We start from the raw sequence: 22023 nt of genomic DNA, 5'->3' as shown, positions 1-22023 counted from the left end.
CCTTCAGTCTCGCGCCACCTCCAGTCGTCCACCCGCGCGGCCCGTGACGGCCAGCGCGCCGTCGCGGTCCGTCCGCAGCACCACCGCTCCCCCGGCCCGCAGCGCGGCCAGCGTGGCGGGGGCCGGGTGACCGTACGAGTTGTCCGCGCCGGCCGAGACGAGCGCCAGCCGCGGGGCCGCCCTGCGCAGGAGATCCGGGTCCTGATGGGCCGAGCCGTGGTGGGCGACCTTGAGCACATCCACGCCCTTCAGCGCAGCGCCCGCCGGAGACTGCGAAAGCGCCCGCTGGGCCGGTGGTTCGAGGTCCCCGAGGAGGAGGAACCGCAGGCCGGCGCTCCGGACGAGGAGGGTGACACTGGCGTTGTTCGCGCCCTCGGGGACGAGGACGGGGGCGGGGACGGGGCTCGGGTGCCCGGTCGGTGGGGAGTGCGTGGCGGGCGGCCACAGGACCTGCCAGGACAGCTCCCCGACGCGGCGTTCCGACCCGGCGGCGGCGCTCCTCACGGGAACTCCCCCTTCGGCCGCCACTCGGTGGACGAACGCCGCCTGTTCCACGGGCTCGGCGAGCCCCGTCGTCTCGACCGCCCCGACCGAGCGCCCCCGCAGCACGCCCGGCAGGCCCGCCACATGATCCGCGTGGAAATGGGTCAGCACGACGAGCGGGATGCGGGTGATGCCCAGCGAACGCAGGCAGCGGTCGACGAGCCCCGGGTCGGGTCCGGCGTCCACGACCACACCGGTGCCTTCGCCCGCGGCGAGCACCATCGCGTCACCCTGCCCCACGTCGCACATCACCATCCGCCAGCCCGGTGGCGGCCACCCCGTGACCACCCTGGTCAGCGGCGCGGGCCGCAGCACCACCAGGACCAGCAGCAGCACGCAGGCCCCGCACCACCAGGGGTGCCCGATCAACCGGCGCCCCGCGAACAGCAGGGCCACGGTGACGGCACCCAGCAGTGCCGCGCCGGTCCAGCCACCGGGCCAGTCCACCCCCGCACCGGGCAACGCCGCCCCGGTGCGAGCCACCGCCGCCAGCCACTCGGCGGGCCAGCTCGCGCACCAGGCGAAAACCTTGGCCGGCGGCATCGCCACCGGAGCCGTCGCCAGCGCCGCGAACCCCAGCACCGTGGCCGGCGCGACCGCGAACTCCGCGAGCAGGTTGCACGGCACCGCCACCAGGCTCACCCGCGCCGACAGCACGGCCACCACCGGCGCGCACAGCGCCTGCGCGGCACCCGCAGCGGCCAGCGCCTCGGCCAGGCGGGGCGGCACCCCGCGCCGGCGCAGTCCCTCACTCCAGCGGGGCGCGAGCGTGAGCAGGGCGCCGGTGGCCAGCACGGAGAGCAGGAAGCCGTAACTGCGCGCCAGCCACGGGTCGTACAGCACCAGCAGCAGGACGGCCGTCGCCAGCGCCGGGAGGAGGGACCGGCGCCGTCCGGTGGCGAGCGCCAGCAGCGCGACGGAACCGCAGGCCGCCGCCCGCAGCACACTCGGGTCCGGTCTGCACACGACGACGAACCCGAGTGTCATCACACCGCCGAGCACGGCCGTCTGCCGCAGGGAGATCCCGATCCTGGGCGCCAGACCGCGGCGCTCGGCGTGCTGGGCGCGGCCCGGTGGTCCGAGGAGCAGGGCGAGCAGGATCGTGAAGTTCGCCCCTGACACGGCGAGTAGATGTGTCAGGTCGGTCTCCTTGAAGGCCGCGTCCAGCTCCGGTGCGACCCGCGCGGTGTCCCCGACGACGAGGCCCGGCAGCAGCGCCCGCGCGTCGGCCGACAGACCGTCGGTGGCCTTCCGCAGCCCGGCACGCAACCGGCCGGCGAACCGCTGCGGTCCCGACGGCTCCCCCACCACGTCCGGCGCCATCCCCGCCCGTACCCGCATCACGGCCGCGATCCGGTCACCGTCCTCCCGCACGGGCGCGAGTCGCGCGGTGACCCGGAGCCGGGTCGAGGGCAGCAGACCGAGCCAGGGCGAACGCACCGGTCCCTCGCCCAGTGCCTCGCCCCGTCCGCCCCGCATGCCGGCGTCGGCGTCGGCCTCTCCCACGTCGACGATCATCAGGACGGGCGTCCGGGTCGCCACCGCCGTCCCGTCCGCCTGCTCGACCTCGCGTACGTCCGCTGTGATCAGTACGGCGCCCGGTGACACGCGGGGGCCGTCGGCCCGGGGCCGGGTCAGCCGGGGATCGGCGGTGACCTCGACTTCGGCCGTCACGGTCGCGTACCGCCGCCCCAGTTCCGGGACGGGGCCCCGCCGCAGGTCCGCCCCGTGCAGCCCGGCCGAGACGGCCGACGCGGCGACGCAGAAGAGCAGGGCGGCAAGGGTGGTACGGGTCCGAGCCGTAGGCGTCCCGCGATGCTCCTCCCCGCGGGGCGGACGGTCACCGGGTGTGGTGTCGTCGTGGAAGACCTCACCGGGGAGGTCCTCATCATCGGCGTCCGGGCCCCTGGGCAAGCCGCCGTCCACAGGCCCCTGGGTCACTCGCTCCCGGGCCGCACGAACCCGCCGCAGAAACAGCGCTCCACCGAGGACCGCACAGACCGCGGCCACACCCGCCACCCACCCGGGCGAGGCGTCCACCAGCAGTGCCGCCGTGGCCCATGCCGCGAGCGCGGGCGGCACCAGCCTGAGATCCGCAGGTCCCTCCTGCCGGGGCCGAGCCACGCCGAGCCGCTTCCCGGACGCGGCGTGCACGGCACTGCGCGCGGCGGGCCGCGAGCCGCCCGGCGGGGCAAGGGTGCCGCTCATGGCCGTACGAGATCGCGCAGGTCGGCGAAGCGGCGCTCCCCGATGCCGGTCACCTCGCGCAACTCGTCCACCGAACGGAAGCCGCCGTGCTGGGTGCGGTAGTCCACGATGTGCTGGGCGAGGACGGGTCCGACGCCCGGCAGGGTGTCCAGCTGGTCGACGGTGGCCGTGTTGAGGGCGACGGGAGCCGTCGGGGCCTGCCCCGCCCCGCCGGCCGGGCCCGCCGCTCCTGCCGTCCCGCCGCCCGATGCGCCACCGGTCCCGGCGCCGGGACCGCCCACGAGCACCTGTTCCCCGTCCACCAAGAACCGGGCGCGGTTCAGGCCGTCGATGTTCGTGCCGGGCCGCACCCCGCCCGCCGCGTGCAATGCGTCCGCGACTCGGGAACCGGCCGGCAGCCGGTGAATCCCGGGGTCGCGCACCTTGCCGCTGACGTCGACCACGATCTCCGTCCCGGCGGTGGCCCCGGCCGGCGCCTTGGCAGCGGCGGTCCCGGGTTCCGCCGTGCCTTGCCGTTCCCGGTCCTCGTAGGGCTCCGCCGCGCGAACCACCTCGGGCGCCCGCACGGTCTGCGTCCGGCCGGTCCAGAAGTGCTGTGCGGCGAAGGCCGCGGCGACGACGAGCAGTGCCGTGAGCGCCAGCACGCTGCGCCGCTCCACACCGCACCGCGTCTGCAACCACACCGGCATCCGCTCCCGCAGAGCGGGCCCGACCCGTTCCCGCCAGGTCAGGCGTGCCGCGGTCGGCTCCGGCCCGTCGTCCGCGTGCTCCTCACCCCCGGCCCGCCCACCGGCATCCTCGACGCCGGCACCGGCGACGGCGCCCGAGCCCCCGGCTGCCCTCTCCGACAGCCGTGCCAACTCCTCCGGCACGGCAGACGTCCCCCGTGCCCGGCGCTCTCCCAGCACCCGGGCCTGCCCCGCCCGCACGGGCCCCGCCCCCTCACCCGCCTCCTCCCCGAACAACACCTCGGCCCGCCGCCGCATCTCCTCCGCCAACGCCTCACGTTGCCGGTGCCGGTACCGGTATCCGGGCCGTTGCCGGGCCCGCTCCCGGGAGTGAGGTGGGCGGCGAAGACGGACGCGGCCGTCGGAGGCGGGTCCCCTGCCCGGGCCGCTGGTGGGAGTCGCTGCGCGTGGACGTGATCGAAGTGTCATGCGAAGAGCATCGGGCAGACCACGTCCACCGCGATGATCATGGTCAATTCCCGGGGACCGTCCACCGGTTGTGGAAAACTCCGTCACCCACACGAGCGACCCGGCCCGCCGCCCCGGACGTGCCCCGTATCCGGTCACCGCCGACGGCACCACCGCCGCGGAGTCGGCCCGGCCCGCCGCCGCCCCACCACCCGGCTCCGGCCGGGCCGGGACCGCCCGGTCACCGCCCCGAAACGACGACCCCCAGCAACCCCGGGCCGGTATGCGCCCCGATCACCGCGCCCACTTCACTCACATGCAGGTCGACCAGCCCCGGCACCCGGGTCCGCAGACGGTCCGCGAGGGCCGCCGCCCGGTCGTGTGCGGCGAGGTGGTGCACGGCGATGTCGACCTCGGCTCCGCCCGCCCGCTCCGCCACGATCTCCTCCAGGCGGGCGATCGCCTTCGACGCCGTCCGCACCTTCTCCAGCAGGTCGATGCGCCCGCCGTCGAGTTTCAGCAGCGGCTTCACGGCGAGCGCCGATCCGAACAGTGCCTGCGCGGCGCCGATCCTGCCGCCCCGGCGCAGGTAGTCGAGGGTGTCGACGTAGAAGTAGGCGGCCGTGTCCGCCGCTCGTTTCTGCGCGGCGGCGACGGCCTCGTCCACCGTGCCGCCCGACTCCGCCGTCTCCGTCGCGGCGAGCGCGCAGAAACCGAGGGCCATCGCGACCATCCCGGTGTCCACCACCCGCACCGGCACGGGTGCCTCGCGCGCCGCGACGACGGCGGCGTCGTACGTACCGGACAGTTCGGCGGAGAGGTGCAGGGAGACGATGCCGGTGGCGCCCGACTCGGCGATCTCGCGGTAGGTTCGCGCGAACACCTCGGGGCTCGGGCGCGAGGTGGTGACCGACCGTCGCTTCTGCAACGCCTGTGCCAGTGAACGGGTCGAGATCTCGGTGCCCTCTTCGAGTGCCCGGTCGCCGAGGACCACGGTCAGCGGTACCGAGGTGATGCCGTGACGCTCCATCGTCCGGGCCGGCAGGTAGGCCGTGGAATCGGTGACGATGGCGACATGGCGGGACATGAGCTGGAGGTTACCTGGCGTAGTGCCGGTACGGCAGCCCGGCCCGTTCACACCACGCTTCAAGTGGTGCTTTCGGGGCGGGGCTTCTTCTGCCAGGGATGGGCGGGGCGGTGGCCCGGCGGGGCGAGGGCGGGCCGGACCGGCTCGTCCGGCGTGTGCGATTGCGGCGTGGGTGACCGCCGGGCCTGCCGCGGCGCCGGGCCGCCCGACGAGGAACCGGCCCGGGACTCGGGCCCCGACGGCGGCGCGACCGACGGTTCCACCGTGTCCCAGTGGCGCAGGGCGCCCGCCTCCATGTCGATCTGGGCGCTCAGCGACTCCAGGTCGTCGTCGGCGAAGCGGCGGGCGCGGTCGCGGGCGGCCCAGCGCAGGGAGTCCGCCGAGTGCGCGACGCGCTCGGTACGCTCGCGCAGCGCGGGCAGCCGCTCGCTGAGCGCGGCCCGGTCCGGCTCGGACTCCAGGCGCCGCAGCTCGCCCTCCAGCTCGCGCCCGTGCGCGCTGAGCCGTTCGAACAGGGCGAGGGACTCCTTGAGCGACGCGTCCTCGGCCACGCCCGCGTGCAGCGCGTCCTGCGTGGCGCGCATCGACGTACGCAGCTTCAGTCTCAGCTGGGCGATCTCGCCGACAGGGCCGGGCTGGGCGAAGGACTTCGCCCGCAGGGTGTGGTCCTCGACCGTGCGGCGGGCCTGCGTGAGCGTGCGGTCCACCCCGCGCTTGGCCGCGCCGACCGCCTTCACCGTCGCGTACGCGCCGAGGGCCACGAGCATCACGAAGAGCAGGGCGAACACGGCGATCACTGCTTCCACGATGCTCCTCCCGGGCGGGCCGCGGCCGATCTCGAGCCGCTCTTCAACGGTAAACGCAACGGGCAGGTCCCGAGTTCCGGAAGAACCCCGAACCTGCCCGCAGAAAGCCACGGCCATCCCCTAGGGGACGCCCGGCACCCGCCTCTCACCCGAGGGGAGACCTGCTCCGGCCCGCTCCCCCGGGGCACCTACGCCGGAACGATGTTCACCAGCTTCGGCGCCCGCACGATCACCTTGCGGATACCGGCCCCGCCCAGCGCGGCGACCACCTTCTCGTCGGCCAGCGCGACCTTCTCCAGCTCGTCGTCGGAGATCTCCGGGCTTACCTCCAGACGGGCCTTGACCTTGCCCTTGATCTGCACGACGCAGGTCACGGTCTCGTCCACCACGTACGCCGGGTCGGCGACCGGGAAGTCCTGGTGGACGACCGAGTCCGGGTGGCCCAGCCTGCGCCACAGTTCCTCGGCGATGTGCGGGGCCAGCGGCGCGACCAGCAGCACCAGCGGCTCGGCGACGGACCGCGGCACCGGGCCGCCGGCCTTCGTCAGGTGGTTGTTCAGCTCGGTGATCTTGGCGATGGCGGTGTTGAAGCGCATGCCCTCCAGGTCGCCGCGGACCCCGTCGATCGCCTTGTGCAGGGCGCGCAGCGTGTCCTCGTCGGGCTCGGTGTCGACCACCGCCAGGGAGCCGGTGGTCTCGTCCACGACATTGCGCCACAGCCGCTGCAGCAGACGGAACTGGCCGACCACCGCGCGCGTGTCCCACGGCCGGGAGACGTCCAGCGGGCCCATGGCCATCTCGTACAGGCGCAGCGTGTCGGCACCGTACTCGGCGCAGATCTCGTCCGGCGTCACCGCGTTCTTCAGGGACTTGCCCATCTTGCCCAGCAGCCGGGAGACCTTCTCGCCCTGGTAGTAGTACGCGCCGTCGCGTTCCTCCACCTCGGCGGCCGGTACGGCGATGCCGCGGCTGTCGCGGTACACGTAGGCCTGGATCATGCCCTGGTTGAACAGCTTGTGGAACGGCTCGGCGGACGAGACGTGCCCCAGGTCGTACAGCACCTTCGTCCAGAAGCGCGCGTACAGCAGGTGCAGCACGGCGTGCTCGGCGCCGCCGACGTACAGGTCGGCGCCGCCGTGCGGCTGGCCTTCGCGCGGGCCCATCCAGTACCGCTCGACGGCCGGGTCGACCAGCTTCCCGGAGTTGTTCGGGTCCAGGTAGCGCAGCTCGTACCAGCAGGAACCGGCCCAGTTGGGCATGGTGTTGGTCTCGCGCCGGAACGCGCGCGGTCCGCGGCCGTCGCCCAGGTCCAGCGTGACGTCGACCCAGTCCTGGTTCCGCGACAGCGGCGTCTCGGGCTGGGTGTCGGCGTCGTCCGGGTCGAAGGTGCGCGGCGAGTAGTCCTCGACCTCGGGCAGCTCCAGCGGCAGCATCGACTCGGGCAGCGCGTGCGCGATGCCGTCCTCGTCGTAGACGATCGGGAAGGGCTCGCCCCAGTAGCGCTGGCGGCTGAACAGCCAGTCGCGCAGGCGGAAGTTGACGGTGCCCTCCCCGACGCCGGACCGCTCCAGCCACTCCGTGATGCGGGCCTTGGCCTCGACGACGCCCAGGCCGTCCAGGGACACGCCCGCGCCCGAGGAGTTGACGATCTTCGCGTCGTACGAGGCGAAGGCGTCGTCCCAGGTGGAGGTGTCCGCGCCGCGGCCGTCCGTGGGCTCCACGACGCAGCGGATCGGCAGCTCGAAGGCGCGCGCGAACGCGAAGTCGCGGGTGTCGTGCGCGGGTACGGCCATGATCGCGCCGGTGCCGTAGCCCATCAGGACGTAGTCGGCGATGAAGACGGGGACCTGTTCGCCGTTGACCGGGTTGGTCGCGTACGCGCCGGTGAAGACGCCGGTCTTGTCCTTGGCCTCGGCCTGCCGCTCCACGTCGGACTTCGCGGTGGCCTGCGCGCGGTACGCGGCGACGGCCTCGGCGGGGGTCGCGTGCCCCCCGGTCCAGGCGTCGTGGGTGCCCTCGGGCCAGGTGCCCGGGGTGAACTTCTCGACCAGCGGGTGCTCGGGCGCCAGCACCATGTAGGTCGCGCCGAACAGCGTGTCAGGGCGCGTGGTGAAGACGGTGATGTGCTCCCCGTCGATGGGGAAGGCGACGCGGGCACCCTCGGAGCGGCCGATCCAGTTGCGCTGCTGCAGCTTGATGGCCTCGGGCCAGTCCAGCTCGTCCAGGTCCTCCAGCAGCCGGTCGGCGTAGGCGGTGATGCGCATGTTCCACTGGCGCAGTCTGGCCTTGAAGACCGGGTAGTTGCCGCGCTCGGAGCGGCCCTCGGCGGTGACTTCTTCGTTGGCCAGTACGGTGCCCAGGCCGGGGCACCAGTTGACCGGCGCGTCGGAGGCGTAGGCCAGCCGGAATCCGCCCAGGACGTCGGCCTGCTCGGTGGCGCTCAGTTCGTTCCAGGCGCGCGCGTGGTGGCCCGGGACGGCGCGCTCACCGGACGTGAACAGGGCGATCAGCTCGTCGATCGGGCGGGCCTTGTCCGCCTCCTCGTCGTACCAGGAGTTGAAGATCTGCAGGAAGATCCACTGGGTCCACTTGTAGTAGTCCGGGTCGATCGTGGCGAAGGACCGGCGCTTGTCGTGCCCCAGGCCCAGCCGGCGCAGCTGGGACGTCATGTTCGCGATGTTGGCCTCGGTGGAGACACGCGGGTGCGTGCCGGTCTGCACGGCGTACTGCTCGGCGGGCAGGCCGAAGGCGTCGAAGCCCAGGGTGTGCAGGACGTTGTGGCCGGTCATGCGCTGGAACCGGGCGTAGACGTCGGTGGCGATGTAGCCCAGCGGGTGGCCGACGTGCAGGCCGGCACCGGAGGGGTACGGGAACATGTCCATGATGAACTTCTTGGGCCTGGCGGCCGCCTCCGGGTCGCCCGCCAGGTCACCGCTCGGGTTCGGCGCCGCGTAGGTGCCCTCGGCGTCCCAGAAGTCCTGCCAGCGTGCCTCGACCTCGGCCGCGACGGCGGCCGTGTAGCGGTGCGGCGCGGCCTCCGCCGACCCGGCGGCGGTGGCAGCGGGGTTCGTCTCGCTCATGTCCTCAAAGCTCCATCGATCGTCTCTGCCGGCGGCTGCGACTTCTCAAGAAACGAAAAATCCCCTCGCACAGGAGGGGACGCCGCGCCGATTCCGGCCCCGCTTCTCACGGGTCGCCGGGACTGATCAGCGCGGCTCGCTAAGCAGAAGGCGTACGGCACGCATGGCGACAGGGTACCGCAGCGGCCGATCGGGCCGCGACGGAGTTGCCGCGGGCTCGGGGGTCAATAGTTACTTCGCGTAACAACCGCAACAGGGCAAGGCAACGACCGTATGGTCATTTGATAACAACGCAATAACACAAACCCCTCTACTCGCCGGTATGACGGCGCTTAGAGTGCTGCGGCAGCGGGACCGCTTACCCGAACTGCTCGGAGTTGCCCCCCATGACCCTTCTGAACCCTCGTCGCAGCCACCGTTCGCTCCCCCGCCCGGGTTCCCGCCCGGGCCGCTCCGCCTACGGACCGTCATCGGTCGTCGCCCTGCTCCTCACCCCCCTGGTCGTGCCGCTCGGAGGTGACGACGTCCGGGAGTTCCTGAACTTCGGCGCGGGCGTCCTGTCCCTCGTCTCGCTCAGTTGCTCCGTCGTCTGGGGCCTGGTCGCCCAGGACCGGATCTTCCTCGACGCGCGCCGACGGATCATCGGGCAGGCCGTCCACCGGACCGCCGCGGTCGCCTCGATCGCGTTCCTGCTGCTGCACGTCTTCACCAAGATCGCGCTGGACCACACGGAGCCGGTCGCCGCGGTGCTCCCCTTCGCGCTGGGTGCCACCGGCTTCGAAGGGCTGGTCGGGCTCGGTTCCGCCGCCGGGCTCCTCATGATCTTCGTGGGCGTCACCGGCGCGCTGCGCAGCGCCTTCGCCTCCCCCGCCCCGGTCGCCGCCCGCTGGCGGGCCGTGCACATGCTGGCCTATCCGGCCTGGTGCGCCGCCCTGGTCCACGGCCTCTACGCGGGCCGGGCCGCGAAGCCGGTCTTCGTGTTCCTGTACGGGCTGTGCGTCCTCGGGGTGCTGGCGGCCCTCGTCCTGCGCGCCGCGCCGCGCCCGGTCAAACGCCGGGTCGCCGACCGGATCGCCGTCTTCCTCACCACCGACGTGCAGGGAGCCACGGCGGACCTGGAGGCGAGCCGTGCCCGGGCCGCGGAGCCGGCCACTGCAGCCGCGCGGGCACGCACACGTGCCACGTTCGACCCACCCGTGGAGGACCCGTACGCCACGGCCGGCCGGCGGCAGCCCGTGAACGGTTTCGCCGCCGCCTACCGGGCCGTGTCGTCACCCCCGTCGCGCGGGCAGCGGCCTCAGCCCTTGCCCTCCCGGGGGCCCACGGGCGCGGAGGTGCCGCCGGACCTGCGCCGCACGGAGGTGATGCCACGCGTCGACAGCGGCACGAGCACCTCCGGCACCTGGCCCGTCCCGGCACCCCGCCCGGTCGGCGAGGCCCCGCGCTCGTCGTACGACCCGCTCGACGACACCGGATACACCGTCCCGTTCCAGGACGACCCGGGCGCCTCGTGCCCCGGTTCGGGTGATCTGTACGACACCGGTGAGACGAACTCCCGGTACGGCACGTACTACCCGGACGACACCCACCACAGCGGTCCCGCCACTGAAACACTGCCCGGTGCCTTCTACGACTTCGGCGCACCGGGTTCGGGCGAACCTTGGAACACGCCTTCCGGAGGCTCTGAGTGAACGAGGCCCTGCCCGACGTACCCGAAGTCCGCGTGGTCGGTCTTCCCCAGCTCACGTCGGGCTTCGACCTGGTGGAACGGCTCGACCTGCCCATGCATCTGAAGGTGCACGGCCCGCTCGAACCGCTGGGCGGCGAAAAGCTCGCCCGGCTCGCCGAACGCATCAACCTCAGGGGACGCGGCGGCGCCGGTTTCCCCTTCCACAAGAAGCTGCGCTCGGTCGCCGAGTCGGCGATCAGACGCGGGGTACGGCCGGTCGTCGTCGTCAACGGCAGCGAGGACGAACCGGCCTGCCGCAAGGACACGGTGCTCATCAACCGCGCCCCGCACCTCATCCTGGACGGCGCGCTGTTGTGCGCCGAGGCCCTCGGAGCGCGCCGGCTCGTGGTCGGGGTGACCCGGGAGTCCACGCAACGCTCGATGGAGGCGGCGCTGGCCGAGCGCGGCCTCAGCGACGGCCGCCGTTCCGCGATCCGCGCGCGCGTGCAGCGCAACCCGGTCCGCATGGTCACGGGCGCGGCGGCCTCACTGATCCGCTCCATCGACGGGGGTCCGGCGATCCCGCCCGGCCGCAAGGTCAGCGCCTCGAAGACCGGCGTCGGCGGCGCGCCCACCCTGCTCTCCAACGCCGAAACGTTCGCTCAGCTCGCCATCGCCGCCCGCATCGGCCCGGACCGCTACGGCCACACGGGCCTGTACGACGAGCCGGGCACCGTCCTGCTCACGGTCTCCGGCGCGGTCGCCCGCCCCATGGTGATCGAGGTCCCCACGGGCGTGCCGCTGCGCTACGTCCTTCAGCTCGCCGGTGCCCCGCCGCTCCTCCAAGGAGTCCTGACCGGCGGCTATCACGGCAAGTGGATCGATTCGGCGACGGCGAACGAGGCGATCGTCTCCCGCAACTCCCTGGACCACGTGGGCGGTTCGCTGGGCGCCGGCGCGATCCTGCCGATCGGCCGGGGCACCTGTCCCCTCGGGGAATCGCTCCGGGTGGCGCAGTGGCTGGCCGAGGAGAGCGCGGGTCAGTGCGGCCCCTGCTACCTCGGCCTGCCCGCGGCGGCACGCGGCCTGGAGGACATCCTCCACGGCGGCGGGCCCGCGGCCCTCGAAGCGCTCAGGCAGGTCGCGAAGAACGTGAGGCGGCGCGGGGCGTGTTCGCACCCGGACGGCTCGGCGATGTTCATCGAATCGACCGTCGAGGCGTTCACCGACGACCTCGCCGCGCACGTCCTCGGCAACGGTTGCGGACGGCCCGTGGAGGGCGTCCTGCCGCTCTTCGGTGGAGGCAGGGCCCCCACGGGTGTCCCCGGCGGCGCGGCCGGGGACACCGGCCCCGGCCGGCAGAAGATCCACGTCGACTGGACGCTGTGCCGGGGCCACGGCCTGTGCGCCGACATCCTCCCGGAGGTCTTCGAACTCGGCGCCGACGGCTTCCCGACGGTGGCGCGGGCGGAGATCCCGCGCTACGCGGAGGCGAAGGCGATGCGCGCGGTGCGCCGCTGCCCCGCGCTCGCCCTGCGCATCGAGGAGGAGACGCGCACGCAGGCACCGCCGCGCAATCTGCCGGTGCTGTCCCAGGGCCGGGGCCGCCGCGCTGCGGGACGCTGAGGGAGCGTCAGTACACGTCGAGGGCGGGTCATCCGATCGGATGACCCGCCCTCGATTTTCTGTGGAGCTAAGGAGAATTGAACTCCTGACCTCCTGCATGCCATGCAGGCGCTCTACCAACTGAGCTATAGCCCCGTGTTTCGCTCCGCCCGGTCTCCCTGGCGGCGACGCCAACATTACACGGTCCTCCCGGGGCAACACCAAATCCTTTCCGCTCCGGGCGGATACGGCAGCCGAGGTCGCGTCCTGAGTCCGTGACCGCGTCCTGCGCAGGGTGCCGGCGGCGTCTTCCCGGCGTACGTCCGAAGGGTCGGGGACCGCGCGGGGTCAGGCCGTGACGAACGAGTAGAAGCGCTTGAGCGTGCAGTGTTCCTCGAGGAGACGGCCGTAGATCGGCTCGCCCTCGAGTTCGCGGTACGTCTCGATCGGGTCGCCTTTTATGATCAGCGCCCGCGCGCACTCCTCGCACCAGTACTGGTAGTCGGGGTTGATCGGCTCCATGTCGCGCACGATCGGCGTACCCCTGCCGCACCAGTCGCACTTACGCCTGTGTGCACCCATCGATCAGCTCCAGCTGTGGCCGCAGGCCGTGCACACGTAGGAAATTCCGCCGTTGTCGCCGAGCACTTGGGCCACGTGGCCGGAACCGCAGGAAGGGCAGCGCAGGCGGGTGGCCGTGTCCCGGATCACGCCGGCGTCGAGGAGGCGGTCGGCCCCCTCGAGGATGCTCGCAGGCATCGCAACTCCCTCCTGTCGGGTCGCGCCCCCTTCCGGCCGTTTGATTCTGCCACGGCGGGAGCAACACGGTCAGCGACGCCTCAGTACCAGTCCGGAAACGGGCACCCGCCACGACCGGGATCCGCGCAGGTCTGTCCGCCCGCGCCCCGGGGCCGTCCGCGCAGAGGTATACGCCCGCGGGGCGCCGGGCGTTCAAAGGGGGACACGAAAAATCCCGCCCCCCGGAGGGGACGGGATTCGTGAAGCTGTGGAGCTAAGGAGAATTGAACTCCTGACCTCCTGCATGCCATGCAGGCGCTCTACCAACTGAGCTATAGCCCCGTGTGCCACACGGTCGGGCCGTTTGGCGTTTCGCCCCGCTCGGCGGGGCGAACAAGAAGAACTTTAGCCTGCGACCGGCCAGAAAGTGAAATCCGGTCCGGCCCGCTGCCGTGCAGGTCGGGCGGTGCCTTCGCCGTGACTCGGGGCGTCGTGCCTCAGTCGTCGTCGCCGAGGACCGGCTCGGGCAGGGTGCCGGCGTTGTGCTCCAGCAGCCGCCAGCCTCGGCCGCCCTCGCCGAGGACGGACCAGCAGCAGTTGATGAGGCCGCCGAGGCTCTCCCAGTCGCGGGGCGGCAGGCCCAGCAGCCGGCCGATGGTGGTGCGGATCGTGCCGCCGTGGCTGACCACGACGAGCGTGCCCTCGGCGGGCAGTTTCCCGAGGTGCCGCAGCACTACCGGCGCGGCGCGGTCGGCCACCTCCGTCTCCAGCTCGCCGCCGCCGCGGCGCACCGGCTCACCACGCTTCCAGGCGTCGTACTGCTCGCCGTACGAGGCGATGATCTCGTCGTGCGTCAGCCCCTGCCACACACCCGCGTACGTCTCGCGCAGGCCCTCGTCGAGGGCGACGTCGAGACCGGTGAGCGCGGCCAGTTCGGCGGCCGTGTCCGCGGCGCGCCGGAGGTCCGAGGCGACGATCGCGTCGGGCTCCAGGGAGGCGAGCAGGCGGGCGGCGCGGCGGGCCTGGGCGACGCCCGTCTCGGTGAGCGGGACGTCCGTGGTGCCCTGGAAGCGGCGTTCCAGGTTCCACGCGGTCTGGCCGTGCCGCCACAGGATGACGCGGCGGCCCCGGCCGGGGCCCGTCTCACGGGTGGCGCTCACCAGTCACCGCCGAGATCCGCGGCCTCCTCCTCGGCCCGCAGCTTGGCGTGCTCCTGGGCCTTGCCCCTGGTGGCCTTCGCCTCCTCGGGCAGTTCCAGTTCGGGGCAGTCCTTCCACAGCCGCTCCAGGGCGTAGAAGACGCGCTCCTCGCTGTGCTGGACGTGGACGACGATGTCGACGTAGTCGAGCAGGACCCAGCGGGCCTCGCGGTCGCCCTCACGGCGGACCGGCTTGACGCCGAGCTCCTTGCTGAGCCGTTCCTCGATCTCGTCGACGATGGACTTGACCTGGCGGTCGTTGGGCGCGGAGGCCAGCAGGAAGGCGTCCGTGATCGACAGTACGTCGCTGACGTCGTAGGCGACGATGTCGTGGGCGAGCTTGTCGGCGGCCGCCTGGGCGGCGGTGCTGATCAGCTCGAGGGAGTGGTCCGTTGCGGTCACTGCGCGGCTTTCGGTCGTCGGTCGGTGAACATCAAGGGTCTCACGGTCAGCCGGAGGTACCCGACGGCTCGTAGTCCTGGCCCAGGACGACCGAGACGGTGGCGTTCCCGGAGACCTTGCCCTTGGTGACGGAGCCGGCGGGCAGACCCAGGGTCTTGGCGACCTCGGTGGCGTTCTCCCTGCCGGCGGCGTCGGCGTAGGTGACGGTGGACGTCACCGCGAGGTCGGTGGTTCCGCCCTCCAGGAAGGTGAAGCCGCCGTTGAGGAGTACGACGCGGGCCTTCTCGGTGTTGCTCTTGTCACCGGTGGCGTTGCGCACGGAGACGCTCACGGCGGCGTCCTCGTCGGGGCTCTTCGCGGTGCCGCCGAGGATGTCCTCCACGACGCTCGCGCCGGCCTGCCGGTCGAGGGTGCCGTCCGCCTGGACCGGCAGCATCGTCGTCCGGTAGTCGCCGCCCTTGGCCCGGTCGGCGAGACCGGCGAGGAAGGTGCCGAGGTCCTTGTCGGTCAGCGACGGGTCGAGGATCTGGCCGAGCGTCTGGATCGTGGTCGTGGCCGCGCCCGGGTCGGAGGTCATCTTGCGCAGCACGCCCTGCATGACCTGCCCGAACCGCTGCAGCTGGGCGTTCGGTGTCTCGCCGCGGCCCTGGTACGTGGCGTAGGCGACGGCCGTCTTGCCGCTGAGGGTCTGGCTCTCGCCCTCGCGGACGAGGGGGCTCGCGCCCTTCTTCTTGGCGGAAGGGTCGGGGACGTCGGCGTTGGTGTCGACCTCGATGTTGCCGACGAGGTCGACCAGGTTCTGCAGGTAGGGCGTGTCCAGGCGCCAGGTGCCCTGGATGCCGGTGCCGAGGACGGTGTGCAGGGCCTGCCGGGTGCCGTCGGTGCCGTCGTCGTCGACGGACTTGGCGAGCGTCGTGGTGGTGCCGTCGTCAGCGGTCAGGGCGAGGGAGTTGGGCAGCAGGACGGTGGTGCCCCGCTGGGTGGTGGTGTTGTCGACGAGCAGCGCGGTGGCGGTGCTGTCGCCCTTGGTGTCGTGCAGGTGGACGGCGATCACGTCGCGTTTCTGCGCGCCCGCGGCCGCGGAGCCGCCGGTCGCGGAGTCGGAGGACGACAGGCCGGGCAGCTTCCCGGCGTACCAGAGGTAGCCGACGCCGCCGGTGGCGCACAGGGCCAGCACGAGGACGAGGGCCAGCACGCGCACGCGTGCGCGGCGTTTGGCCTCCTCGCGGCGCTCGGTGCGGTTCTCGGTGAACTTCAGCCAGTCGATGACGTCCTCGGAGTCGCCGTCCGGGTCCTCGACGAAGGCGAACTGCTCGGTGCGGTAGTCCCCGCCGTCCTGCCGGCCGGTCTCCGGTTCCTCCGCCCGGTCGGCCTGCTCCGGGACATACCCGGTCCGCTCGACGGTCCGGGGCCGCTGTCCGGCCGCCTCGGTCCCGGCGTACGGGGCGGCGCCGCCCTGCGTGCCGTGCTGTCCGCCGCCGTAGGGGTCGTAGACGCCCGGGGACTGCTGTCCCGTGCCGTACGGGTCCTGCGCCGGGACGGGCTGGTGGTGACCGGTGTCGTACGGGTCCTGCGCCGGGACGGGCTGGTGGTGACCGGTGTCATACGGGTCCTGCGACGGGACCGGCTGCTGGTGACCGGTGTCATACGGGTCCTGCGACGGGACCGGCTGCTGGTGACCGGTGTCGTACGGGTCGTACTGCGGGGCCGGCTGTTGGGTGCCCGTGGCGTACGGGTCGTAGCCGTAGCCCTGCTGCGCGTAGGGGTCGTAGGTCTGCTGCTGCGGCTGCGGCTGGACCGGGACCTGGCGGTACACGGGTTGGCCGTACTCGTCGTAGCCGACGAGTTCGTACTGGTCGCCCCCGTAACCAGCGTCGTATCGGTCGTTCACCGGTGCCCCTCTCGGCTCACTCGCCGCGGTACAGCTCGCGCTTGTCGATGTAGCGCACGACTCCGTCCGGCACCAGGTACCAGACGGGGTCACCCTTGGCGACTCTCGCACGGCAGTCCGTGGAGGAGATCGCGAGAGCCGGGACCTCGACGAGCGAGACGCCGCCCTCCGGAAGCCCGGCGTCCGTCAGATGGTGGCCGGGCCGGGTGACTCCGATGAAGTGTGCCAGGGAGAAGAGCTCCTCGCTGTCACGCCACGTGAGGATCTGGGCAAGGGCGTCGGCACCGGTGATGAAGAACAGGTCCGTGTCCGGGTTGAGGACGCGCAGGTCGCGCAGGGTGTCCACGGTGTAGGTGGGCCCGCCGCGGTCGATGTCGATGCGGCTGACGGAGAACTGCGGGTTCTCGGCCGTCGCGATGACCGTCATCAGGTAGCGGTCCTCGGCCGGGGAGACCGCGCGGTGAGTCTTCTGCCAGGGCTCCCCGGTCGGCACGAACACCACCTCGTCGAGGTGGAACTGCGCGGCGACCTCACTGGCCGCCACGAGGTGCCCGTGGTGGATCGGGTCGAAGGTGCCGCCCATGACGCCGAGACGCCGCGTGCCCGGCCGCGAGGGGCCGGTCGCGTCGTGCGCCGGACCGGTAGGCATGTCCTGCTCTCCCATGCGTGCAGACCCTACCGGCCCGGTCCTGCACCCTCCCCGGGCACCCGGGGAGGGTGCCGGGGGCTCACGGGACTCAGGAGGCTCAGCGGTCGCGGTTGAAGCGCGTGGTGATCCACAGCAGGAGCAGCAGGGCGAAGAGCGCGCCGCCGCCGGTGACGTACGGGCTGAGGCTCTCGTGGTTTCCGCCGTGCTTCTCGCCCTCGGAGGCGAGAGTGGCCAACTGGGCAGCGGTGCTGTGGAAGCTCATCTTCGGCAGGACCTATCCGGTGTGGGCGGGATAAAGACGTCGGCCCATCGTATGCGGGCGTCCCGGCGGCGCTCACGCCGACTCCGCCGACGGGAACTTTCCCCCGGCGCCAGTCGTCCTTCCGCTTGTGGCCCCGCAGCAGGAATCACGCCGTGAGCACGCATCCCGGCACCATCACGACCAGTACGACCCGGAGCGGATTTCCCGCACTCCGCCGTGCGGCGGCGCTCGCGGCCTCGGTGAGCAGGGCGGCGGGCCGGATGCACTCCACGACGTGGCTTCCGTTCGCCGTACTGCGCTTCCACGGTAGCTTTGCCTGTGGTTGACCCGGTTTGAGGGGCGAAGGACACGCGGGTGCCGGAAACGGCCGGGCACAGGGCAAGGCCACACAGACGCACATGGGGGAAGACATGTCCGACGGCCAACAGCACAGCGGGCACGAGCGCGTGCCGAGCCGGCAGCGCAGGCGCTTCCCGGAGATCTCCTCGCGTGCGTACGAGCATCCGGCCGACCGCTCCGCCCTGGTGGCGCTGCGCAGGCTGACCGGCTTCGACACGGTGTTCAAGGCGCTGAGCGGTCTGCTGCCCGAGCGGAGCCTCCGGCTGCTGTTCCTGTCCGACTCGGTGCGCGTCTCCGACCAGCAGTTCTCGCATCTGCACGACATGCTGCGGGACGCCTGTCACATCCTGGACCTGGAGAAGGTCCCGCCGATGTACGTCAGCCAGGACCCGCAGCCGAACGCGATGTGCGTCGGCCTGGACGAGCCCGTCATCGTCGTCACCACCGGCCTGGTGGAGCTGCTCGACGAGGAGGAGATGCGGGCGGTCGTCGGGCACGAGGTGGGGCACGCGCTGTCGGGCCACTCGGTATACCGGACGATCCTGCTGTTCCTGACCAGCCTCGCCGTCCGGGTGGCCTGGATCCCGCTGGGCAACCTGGCGGTCATGGCGATCGTGACCGCGCTGCGCGAGTGGTTCCGCAAGTCGGAGCTGTCCGCGGACCGCGCGGGGCTCCTCGTCGGCCAGGACCTCAAGGCCTCGATGCGCGGCCTGATGAAGATCGCGGGCGGCAACCACCTGCACGAGATGAACGTGGACGCGTTCCTGGCCCAGGCCGAGGAGTACGAGGCGGGCGGCGACCTGCGCGACTCGGTGCTGAAGATCCTGAACGTGCTGCCGCGTTCCCACCCCTTCACCACCGTCCGCGCGGCCGAGCTGCAGAAATGGGCCACGTCCCGGGACTTCCAGCGGATCATGGACGGCCACTATCCGCGGCGCGGCGAGGACGGCGACGCCTCGGTGCGGGACTCCTTCCGCGAGTCGGCCTCGCACTACGCGAGCCATGTGAAGAACTCCAGGGACCCTTTGATGAAGCTGGTCGGCGACATCGCCGGCGGGGCCGGGGACCTGAGTGACCGGGTGCGGCGCGGGTTCGGGGGCTCCGCGGGCCCGGCAGCGGGCTCGAGAGCGGGCTCCGCGCCGAAGGACGGGTCCTCGGACTCGTCGGGCGAGCAGGACTGACGCGCGGGCGGGCCCGACAGGGGGCGGCGCCCGTCACACCCCGGGCAGCGCGCTGCGGGCCAGGGAGCCGCACAGGGCGGTGGCGCCGCCCGTGGAGTACGGGTCGGTGTCGGCCGGGCCGCCCTGCCTGGCGGTCTGCCCGGCGAGCAGCGGGCGCAGCCGGCTGGAGGTGTCCTCGGAGCAGGACAGCGGCCCGGCCTGGACGTAGGAGACGAGCACCTGGGCCTGGTGCAGGCGCAGGTCGTCGCGGTCGAAGCGGAAGTGCAGCTCGCGGCGGACGGTGAACAGGGAGGCCTCGGCCTTGTTTCCGGCACCGGCCGGCCGCAGCGCGTACACCGTGGTGTGGTCGGCGGTGACCTCCAGGGTCGCGGTGGCCGACTCGGCGGCCTCCAGGCTGCCCTGGACGCGGATCTGGTCGTCGGCGAGCTCGGCGCGGGCGGGATCGATGCGGATCAGCCAGCCGGTCGGGGTGTGCCGGCCGTCGGCGGCGGGCCGCTCGAAGCTCTGGTCGAACTGGTCGAGCTGGTTGGTGTCGAGCAGCAGCCGCACGGACCGGACGTTGCCGCCGGTGAGGACGCCGGGGTCGAGCGCGGACCGCACGATGTAGTCCTTGGCCGTGCTCAGCGCGGCGATGACCTGGCCTTCGGAGAAGTGGGAGGTGCGCCGGGCGGGCGGCAGCGGTATGCCCTCGGCGCCGACGCGGAACTGCGCGGCGGGGCTGTGCCCGTACAGGAAGTCGGGGTCGGCGGCCCCGGGCACCTGGCCGCGGGGGGCGAGCGGGACGACGGTCATCCGCAGCGGCTCGGTGGGGTGCCGGCCGGCCAGGCCCCCGTAAGGCTGTCGCACGCCCATGTAGATGGCGGTGCCGAAGGCGAGGGCGATCAGCAGGACGAGGATCAGTGCCTGCCGGGGCAGGCCGTGGCGGCGCGCGGGGCGGGGGCGGACGGCGGGCGCGTGGTCGGCGATGCGCTCCTGCGCGGAGTATTCCTGGAGGCGGGCAGCACGGACGAACGACTCGTCGAAGACGACGGACCGGTACTCGTCCTCGCCGCCTCCGGAGGCGCCCTCGGGCGGGCCCCCGGGCGGGTCTCCAAGCCCTCCCATATCTTCAGGGTAGGTCTGCGGGGGCTCGGGTAAACGCGGCCGGACTCGGCAACTTCTGGCAGGTTCTCACCAAGGCCGCGGCCGCCGTCCCGGTCGTCGGCGGACCGTCGTGGGTGACCGGGGCGGGCCCGGCTCCGGTACCTCCGGCCGCCGGTTCAGGGGGTGCGCGGCAGTGCAGGGACGGCCGGCCGGGTGTGGCCGGCGGGTGCGGACGGGGAGGTTCGCGTGCCCTGTTCCAGGCCGGTCGAGGCGGGCGTCGGGACCTGTTCACGGTTGCCCGAGGAGGCGCCGCGGTAGACGGCCGTGAAGGCCAGCGCGACCATGCCGACGCCCATCACCAGGGCGAGCACCCAGGCGACGGGACGGTGCCAGCGGATCTGCTTGCCGTAGCCCGGTCCGCCGTGGTGATTGTCCGGGAAGTCCGCGTCGTCGAGGTCGTCGCCGTCGTCCCAGTCGTCGGGGTCGAAGTCGCCGTGTCCGTCCACACGGCGGCGGGACTCGGCCTCGGAGGCCTCGCGCCGGGCGCGGGCCGCGGCCAGCAGGCGTTCGACGGCGGTCGGCTCGTGCACCTCGGCCGCCTGGACGAAGGCCTCGTCGAAGACCACGGAGGCGAACTCTTCGTCCGGTACCCCGCGGTCGTCGTCGGGCTCCCCGCCGTCAGGAAACGGCGAACCCCCCACGTCCTCCGCCACGGATCCAGAGTAGACCTGGGGGGTCATTTTGGGCAGACGGTACGCACATTCGTCCGTATGCCGACCGCGCCCGCCTCAGCGGCGTACGTGCCCGTCGCCGGTGACGATGTACTTCGTGCTGGTGAGTTCCGGCAGGCCCATCGGGCCCCGGGCGTGCAGCTTCTGGGTGGAGATGCCGATCTCGGCACCGAAGCCGAACTGGCCGCCGTCGGTGAACCGGGTGGAGGCGTTCACGGCGACCGTGGTCGAGTCGACCAGTCGGGTGAAACGGCGGGCGGCCTGCTGCGAGGTCGTCACGATGGCCTCGGTGTGGCCGGAGGTCCACAGCCGGATGTGCTCGACGGCCTTGTCGAGGGAGTCGACCACGGCGGCGGCGATGTCGTGGGAGAGGTACTCGGTCTCCCAGTCCTCGGGGGTGGCCTCCACGACGGTGGCGCGGGAGCCCTCGGCGTACGCCTGCACGCGTTCGTCGGCGTGCACCGTGACTCCGGCGTCGGCGAGCGCGTCCAGGGCGCGCGGCAGGAACGCGGGAGCGATGTCCCGGTGGACGAGGAGCGTCTCGGCGGCGTTGCACACGCTGGGGCGCTGCGCCTTGGAGTTGATCAGGATGTCGATGGCCGTGTCGAGGTCGGCGTGGGCGTCGACGTAGACGTGGCAATTGCCGGTGCCGGTCTCGATGACCGGGACGGTGGACTCCTGGACGACGGTGTTGATCAGGGAGGCGCCGCCGCGCGGGATGAGCACGTCGACCAGGCCACGGGCGCGCATCAGCTCGCGGACGCTGTCACGGCTCTCGCCGGGTACGAGCTGCACGGCGTCGGCGGGCAGCCCCGCGCCGCCCACGGCGTCGCGCACCACGCGCACCAGGGCGGTGTTGGACTCGTAGGCGGAGGCGGAGCCGCGCAACAGGACGGCGTTGCCGGACTTGAGGCAGAGGGCGGCGGCGTCGACGGTGACGTTGGGGCGGGCCTCGTAGATGATGCCGACGACGCCGAGCGGGACGCGGACCTGGCGCAGGTCGATGCCGTTGGGGAGGGTGCCGCCGCGGACGACCTCGCCGACCGGGTCGGGCAGCGCGACGACGTCCCGCACGTCGGAGGCGATGGCGCGCACGCGCTCGGGGGTGAGGGTGAGCCGGTCGACGATCGACTCGCTGGTGCCGGCCTCCCGGGCCCTGGTGACGTCCTTGGCGTTCGCCTCGACGATCTCGCTCGTACGGACTTCCAGGGCGTCCGCGACGGCGAGCAGCGCGTCGTCCTTCTCGGCGCGCGAGAGCGGCGCGAGGGTGGCGGCGGCGGCCTTGGCACGGTAGGCGGCCCGGGTGACCGGGGACATCGAGTCGTACGGGGAGAGCGTGGTCATGGCTGAAGGGTAGTGCGCCGGGCGCTTTCGTTCACCAGTCATCCCAAACCGCGAGACACCCGACGAATGTC

Annotated in this window: 18 protein-coding genes and 2 tRNA genes; 3 read left to right on the top strand and 17 right to left on the bottom strand. The window is 72.6% G+C overall.

Going from position 1 to position 22023, the window contains the following annotated elements; genetic code table 11:
* Positions 1 to 3: 3 nt before the first annotated feature.
* The 5 genes from ABZ354_RS03145 to leuS all read right to left on the bottom strand — a co-directional run bounded on the left by ABZ354_RS03145 (position 4) and on the right by leuS (position 8860).
* Positions 4 to 2751, bottom strand: coding sequence for a ComEC/Rec2 family competence protein (locus tag ABZ354_RS03145; protein WP_358652363.1), 2748 nt, complete (start codon positions 2749 to 2751; stop codon positions 4 to 6).
* Positions 2748 to 3908, bottom strand: a complete 1161-nt coding sequence (locus tag ABZ354_RS03140) for a ComEA family DNA-binding protein (protein ID WP_358652361.1) — start codon at positions 3906 to 3908, stop codon at positions 2748 to 2750. The genes ABZ354_RS03145 and ABZ354_RS03140 overlap by 4 nt, the downstream gene beginning before the upstream one ends.
* A 220-nt stretch (positions 3909 to 4128) precedes the next feature.
* On the bottom strand, positions 4129 to 4974 hold the full coding sequence (locus ABZ354_RS03135) for a DegV family protein (protein ID WP_358652359.1): 846 nt from the start codon (positions 4972 to 4974) through the stop codon (positions 4129 to 4131).
* Positions 4975 to 5033: 59 nt separating this feature from the next.
* Positions 5034 to 5780, bottom strand: coding sequence for a hypothetical protein (locus tag ABZ354_RS03130; RefSeq protein WP_358652357.1), 747 nt, complete (start codon positions 5778 to 5780; stop codon positions 5034 to 5036).
* Between the two features lie 188 nt (positions 5781 to 5968).
* A complete protein-coding gene (gene leuS / locus ABZ354_RS03125) occupies positions 5969 to 8860 on the bottom strand; it encodes a leucine--tRNA ligase (protein ID WP_358652355.1) in 2892 nt (963 codons plus the stop codon).
* A 395-nt stretch (positions 8861 to 9255) separates the two neighbouring features.
* On the opposite strand from leuS, the gene ABZ354_RS03120 reads away from it, so the two are divergent.
* Entirely contained in the window at positions 9256 to 10551 is a 1296-nt protein-coding gene (locus tag ABZ354_RS03120; RefSeq protein ID WP_358653124.1) for a cytochrome b/b6 domain-containing protein, read from the top strand.
* Positions 10548 to 12155, top strand: coding sequence for an NADH-ubiquinone oxidoreductase-F iron-sulfur binding region domain-containing protein (locus ABZ354_RS03115; protein WP_358652353.1), 1608 nt, complete (start codon positions 10548 to 10550; stop codon positions 12153 to 12155). The genes ABZ354_RS03120 and ABZ354_RS03115 overlap by 4 nt, the downstream gene beginning before the upstream one ends.
* Positions 12156 to 12217: 62 nt before the next feature.
* On the opposite strand, the gene ABZ354_RS03110 is transcribed toward ABZ354_RS03115, so the two are convergent.
* The 9 genes from ABZ354_RS03110 to ABZ354_RS03070 form a co-directional block, all read right to left on the bottom strand.
* Positions 12218 to 12290, bottom strand: a tRNA-Ala gene (locus ABZ354_RS03110).
* A gap of 192 nt (positions 12291 to 12482) precedes the next feature.
* Positions 12483 to 12716: a hypothetical protein gene (locus tag ABZ354_RS03105; RefSeq protein WP_358652351.1), complete on the bottom strand. Its 234-nt coding sequence runs from the start codon at positions 12714 to 12716 to the stop codon at positions 12483 to 12485.
* Between the two features lie 3 nt (positions 12717 to 12719).
* Complete coding sequence (locus tag ABZ354_RS03100; protein ID WP_358652349.1) at positions 12720 to 12893, bottom strand: hypothetical protein; 174 nt, start codon at positions 12891 to 12893, stop codon at positions 12720 to 12722.
* Positions 12894 to 13141: 248 nt separating this feature from the next.
* Positions 13142 to 13214 (bottom strand) — tRNA-Ala (locus ABZ354_RS03095).
* A gap of 155 nt (positions 13215 to 13369) precedes the next feature.
* The gene (locus ABZ354_RS03090; protein ID WP_358653122.1) at positions 13370 to 14035 is read right to left on the bottom strand and encodes a histidine phosphatase family protein; all 666 of its coding nucleotides are present in this window, start codon (positions 14033 to 14035) and stop codon (positions 13370 to 13372) included.
* On the bottom strand, positions 14029 to 14472 hold the full coding sequence (rsfS, locus tag ABZ354_RS03085) for a ribosome silencing factor (RefSeq protein ID WP_358652347.1): 444 nt from the start codon (positions 14470 to 14472) through the stop codon (positions 14029 to 14031). Before rsfS ends, ABZ354_RS03090 begins: the two co-directional genes overlap by 7 nt.
* A gap of 46 nt (positions 14473 to 14518) precedes the next feature.
* Positions 14519 to 16363, bottom strand: coding sequence for a LytR C-terminal domain-containing protein (locus ABZ354_RS03080; RefSeq protein WP_358652345.1), 1845 nt, complete (start codon positions 16361 to 16363; stop codon positions 14519 to 14521).
* Between the two features lie 16 nt (positions 16364 to 16379).
* Positions 16380 to 17027 (bottom strand): nicotinate-nucleotide adenylyltransferase, encoded by a 648-nt coding sequence (nadD, locus tag ABZ354_RS03075; RefSeq protein WP_358652343.1) that lies wholly within the window; start codon positions 17025 to 17027, stop codon positions 16380 to 16382.
* An 82-nt stretch (positions 17028 to 17109) separates the two neighbouring features.
* Positions 17110 to 17274 (bottom strand): hypothetical protein, encoded by a 165-nt coding sequence (locus ABZ354_RS03070; protein ID WP_358652341.1) that lies wholly within the window; start codon positions 17272 to 17274, stop codon positions 17110 to 17112.
* 410 nt (positions 17275 to 17684) lie between these two features.
* Here ABZ354_RS03070 and ABZ354_RS03065 point away from each other — a divergent pair, with 410 nt between their 5' ends.
* The gene (locus ABZ354_RS03065) at positions 17685 to 18794 is read left to right on the top strand and encodes a M48 family metallopeptidase (protein ID WP_358652339.1); all 1110 of its coding nucleotides are present in this window, start codon (positions 17685 to 17687) and stop codon (positions 18792 to 18794) included.
* Positions 18795 to 18827: 33 nt separating this feature from the next.
* Here ABZ354_RS03065 and ABZ354_RS03060 read toward each other — a convergent pair whose 3' ends face one another.
* The 3 genes from ABZ354_RS03060 to ABZ354_RS03050 all read right to left on the bottom strand — a co-directional run bounded on the left by ABZ354_RS03060 (position 18828) and on the right by ABZ354_RS03050 (position 21952).
* Entirely contained in the window at positions 18828 to 19898 is a 1071-nt protein-coding gene (locus ABZ354_RS03060) for a hypothetical protein (RefSeq protein ID WP_358652337.1), read from the bottom strand.
* Positions 19899 to 20053: 155 nt separating this feature from the next.
* The gene (locus ABZ354_RS03055) at positions 20054 to 20617 is read right to left on the bottom strand and encodes a hypothetical protein (protein WP_358652335.1); all 564 of its coding nucleotides are present in this window, start codon (positions 20615 to 20617) and stop codon (positions 20054 to 20056) included.
* Positions 20618 to 20665: 48 nt separating this feature from the next.
* The gene (locus tag ABZ354_RS03050; protein ID WP_358652333.1) at positions 20666 to 21952 is read right to left on the bottom strand and encodes a glutamate-5-semialdehyde dehydrogenase; all 1287 of its coding nucleotides are present in this window, start codon (positions 21950 to 21952) and stop codon (positions 20666 to 20668) included.
* Positions 21953 to 22023: the final 71 nt, after the last annotated feature.

Source organism: Streptomyces sp. NPDC005925, from assembly GCF_040638805.1.
Taxonomy (GTDB): Bacteria; Actinomycetota; Actinomycetes; order Streptomycetales; family Streptomycetaceae; genus Streptomyces.
This window is presented reverse-complemented; position numbering and strand designations above follow the sequence as displayed.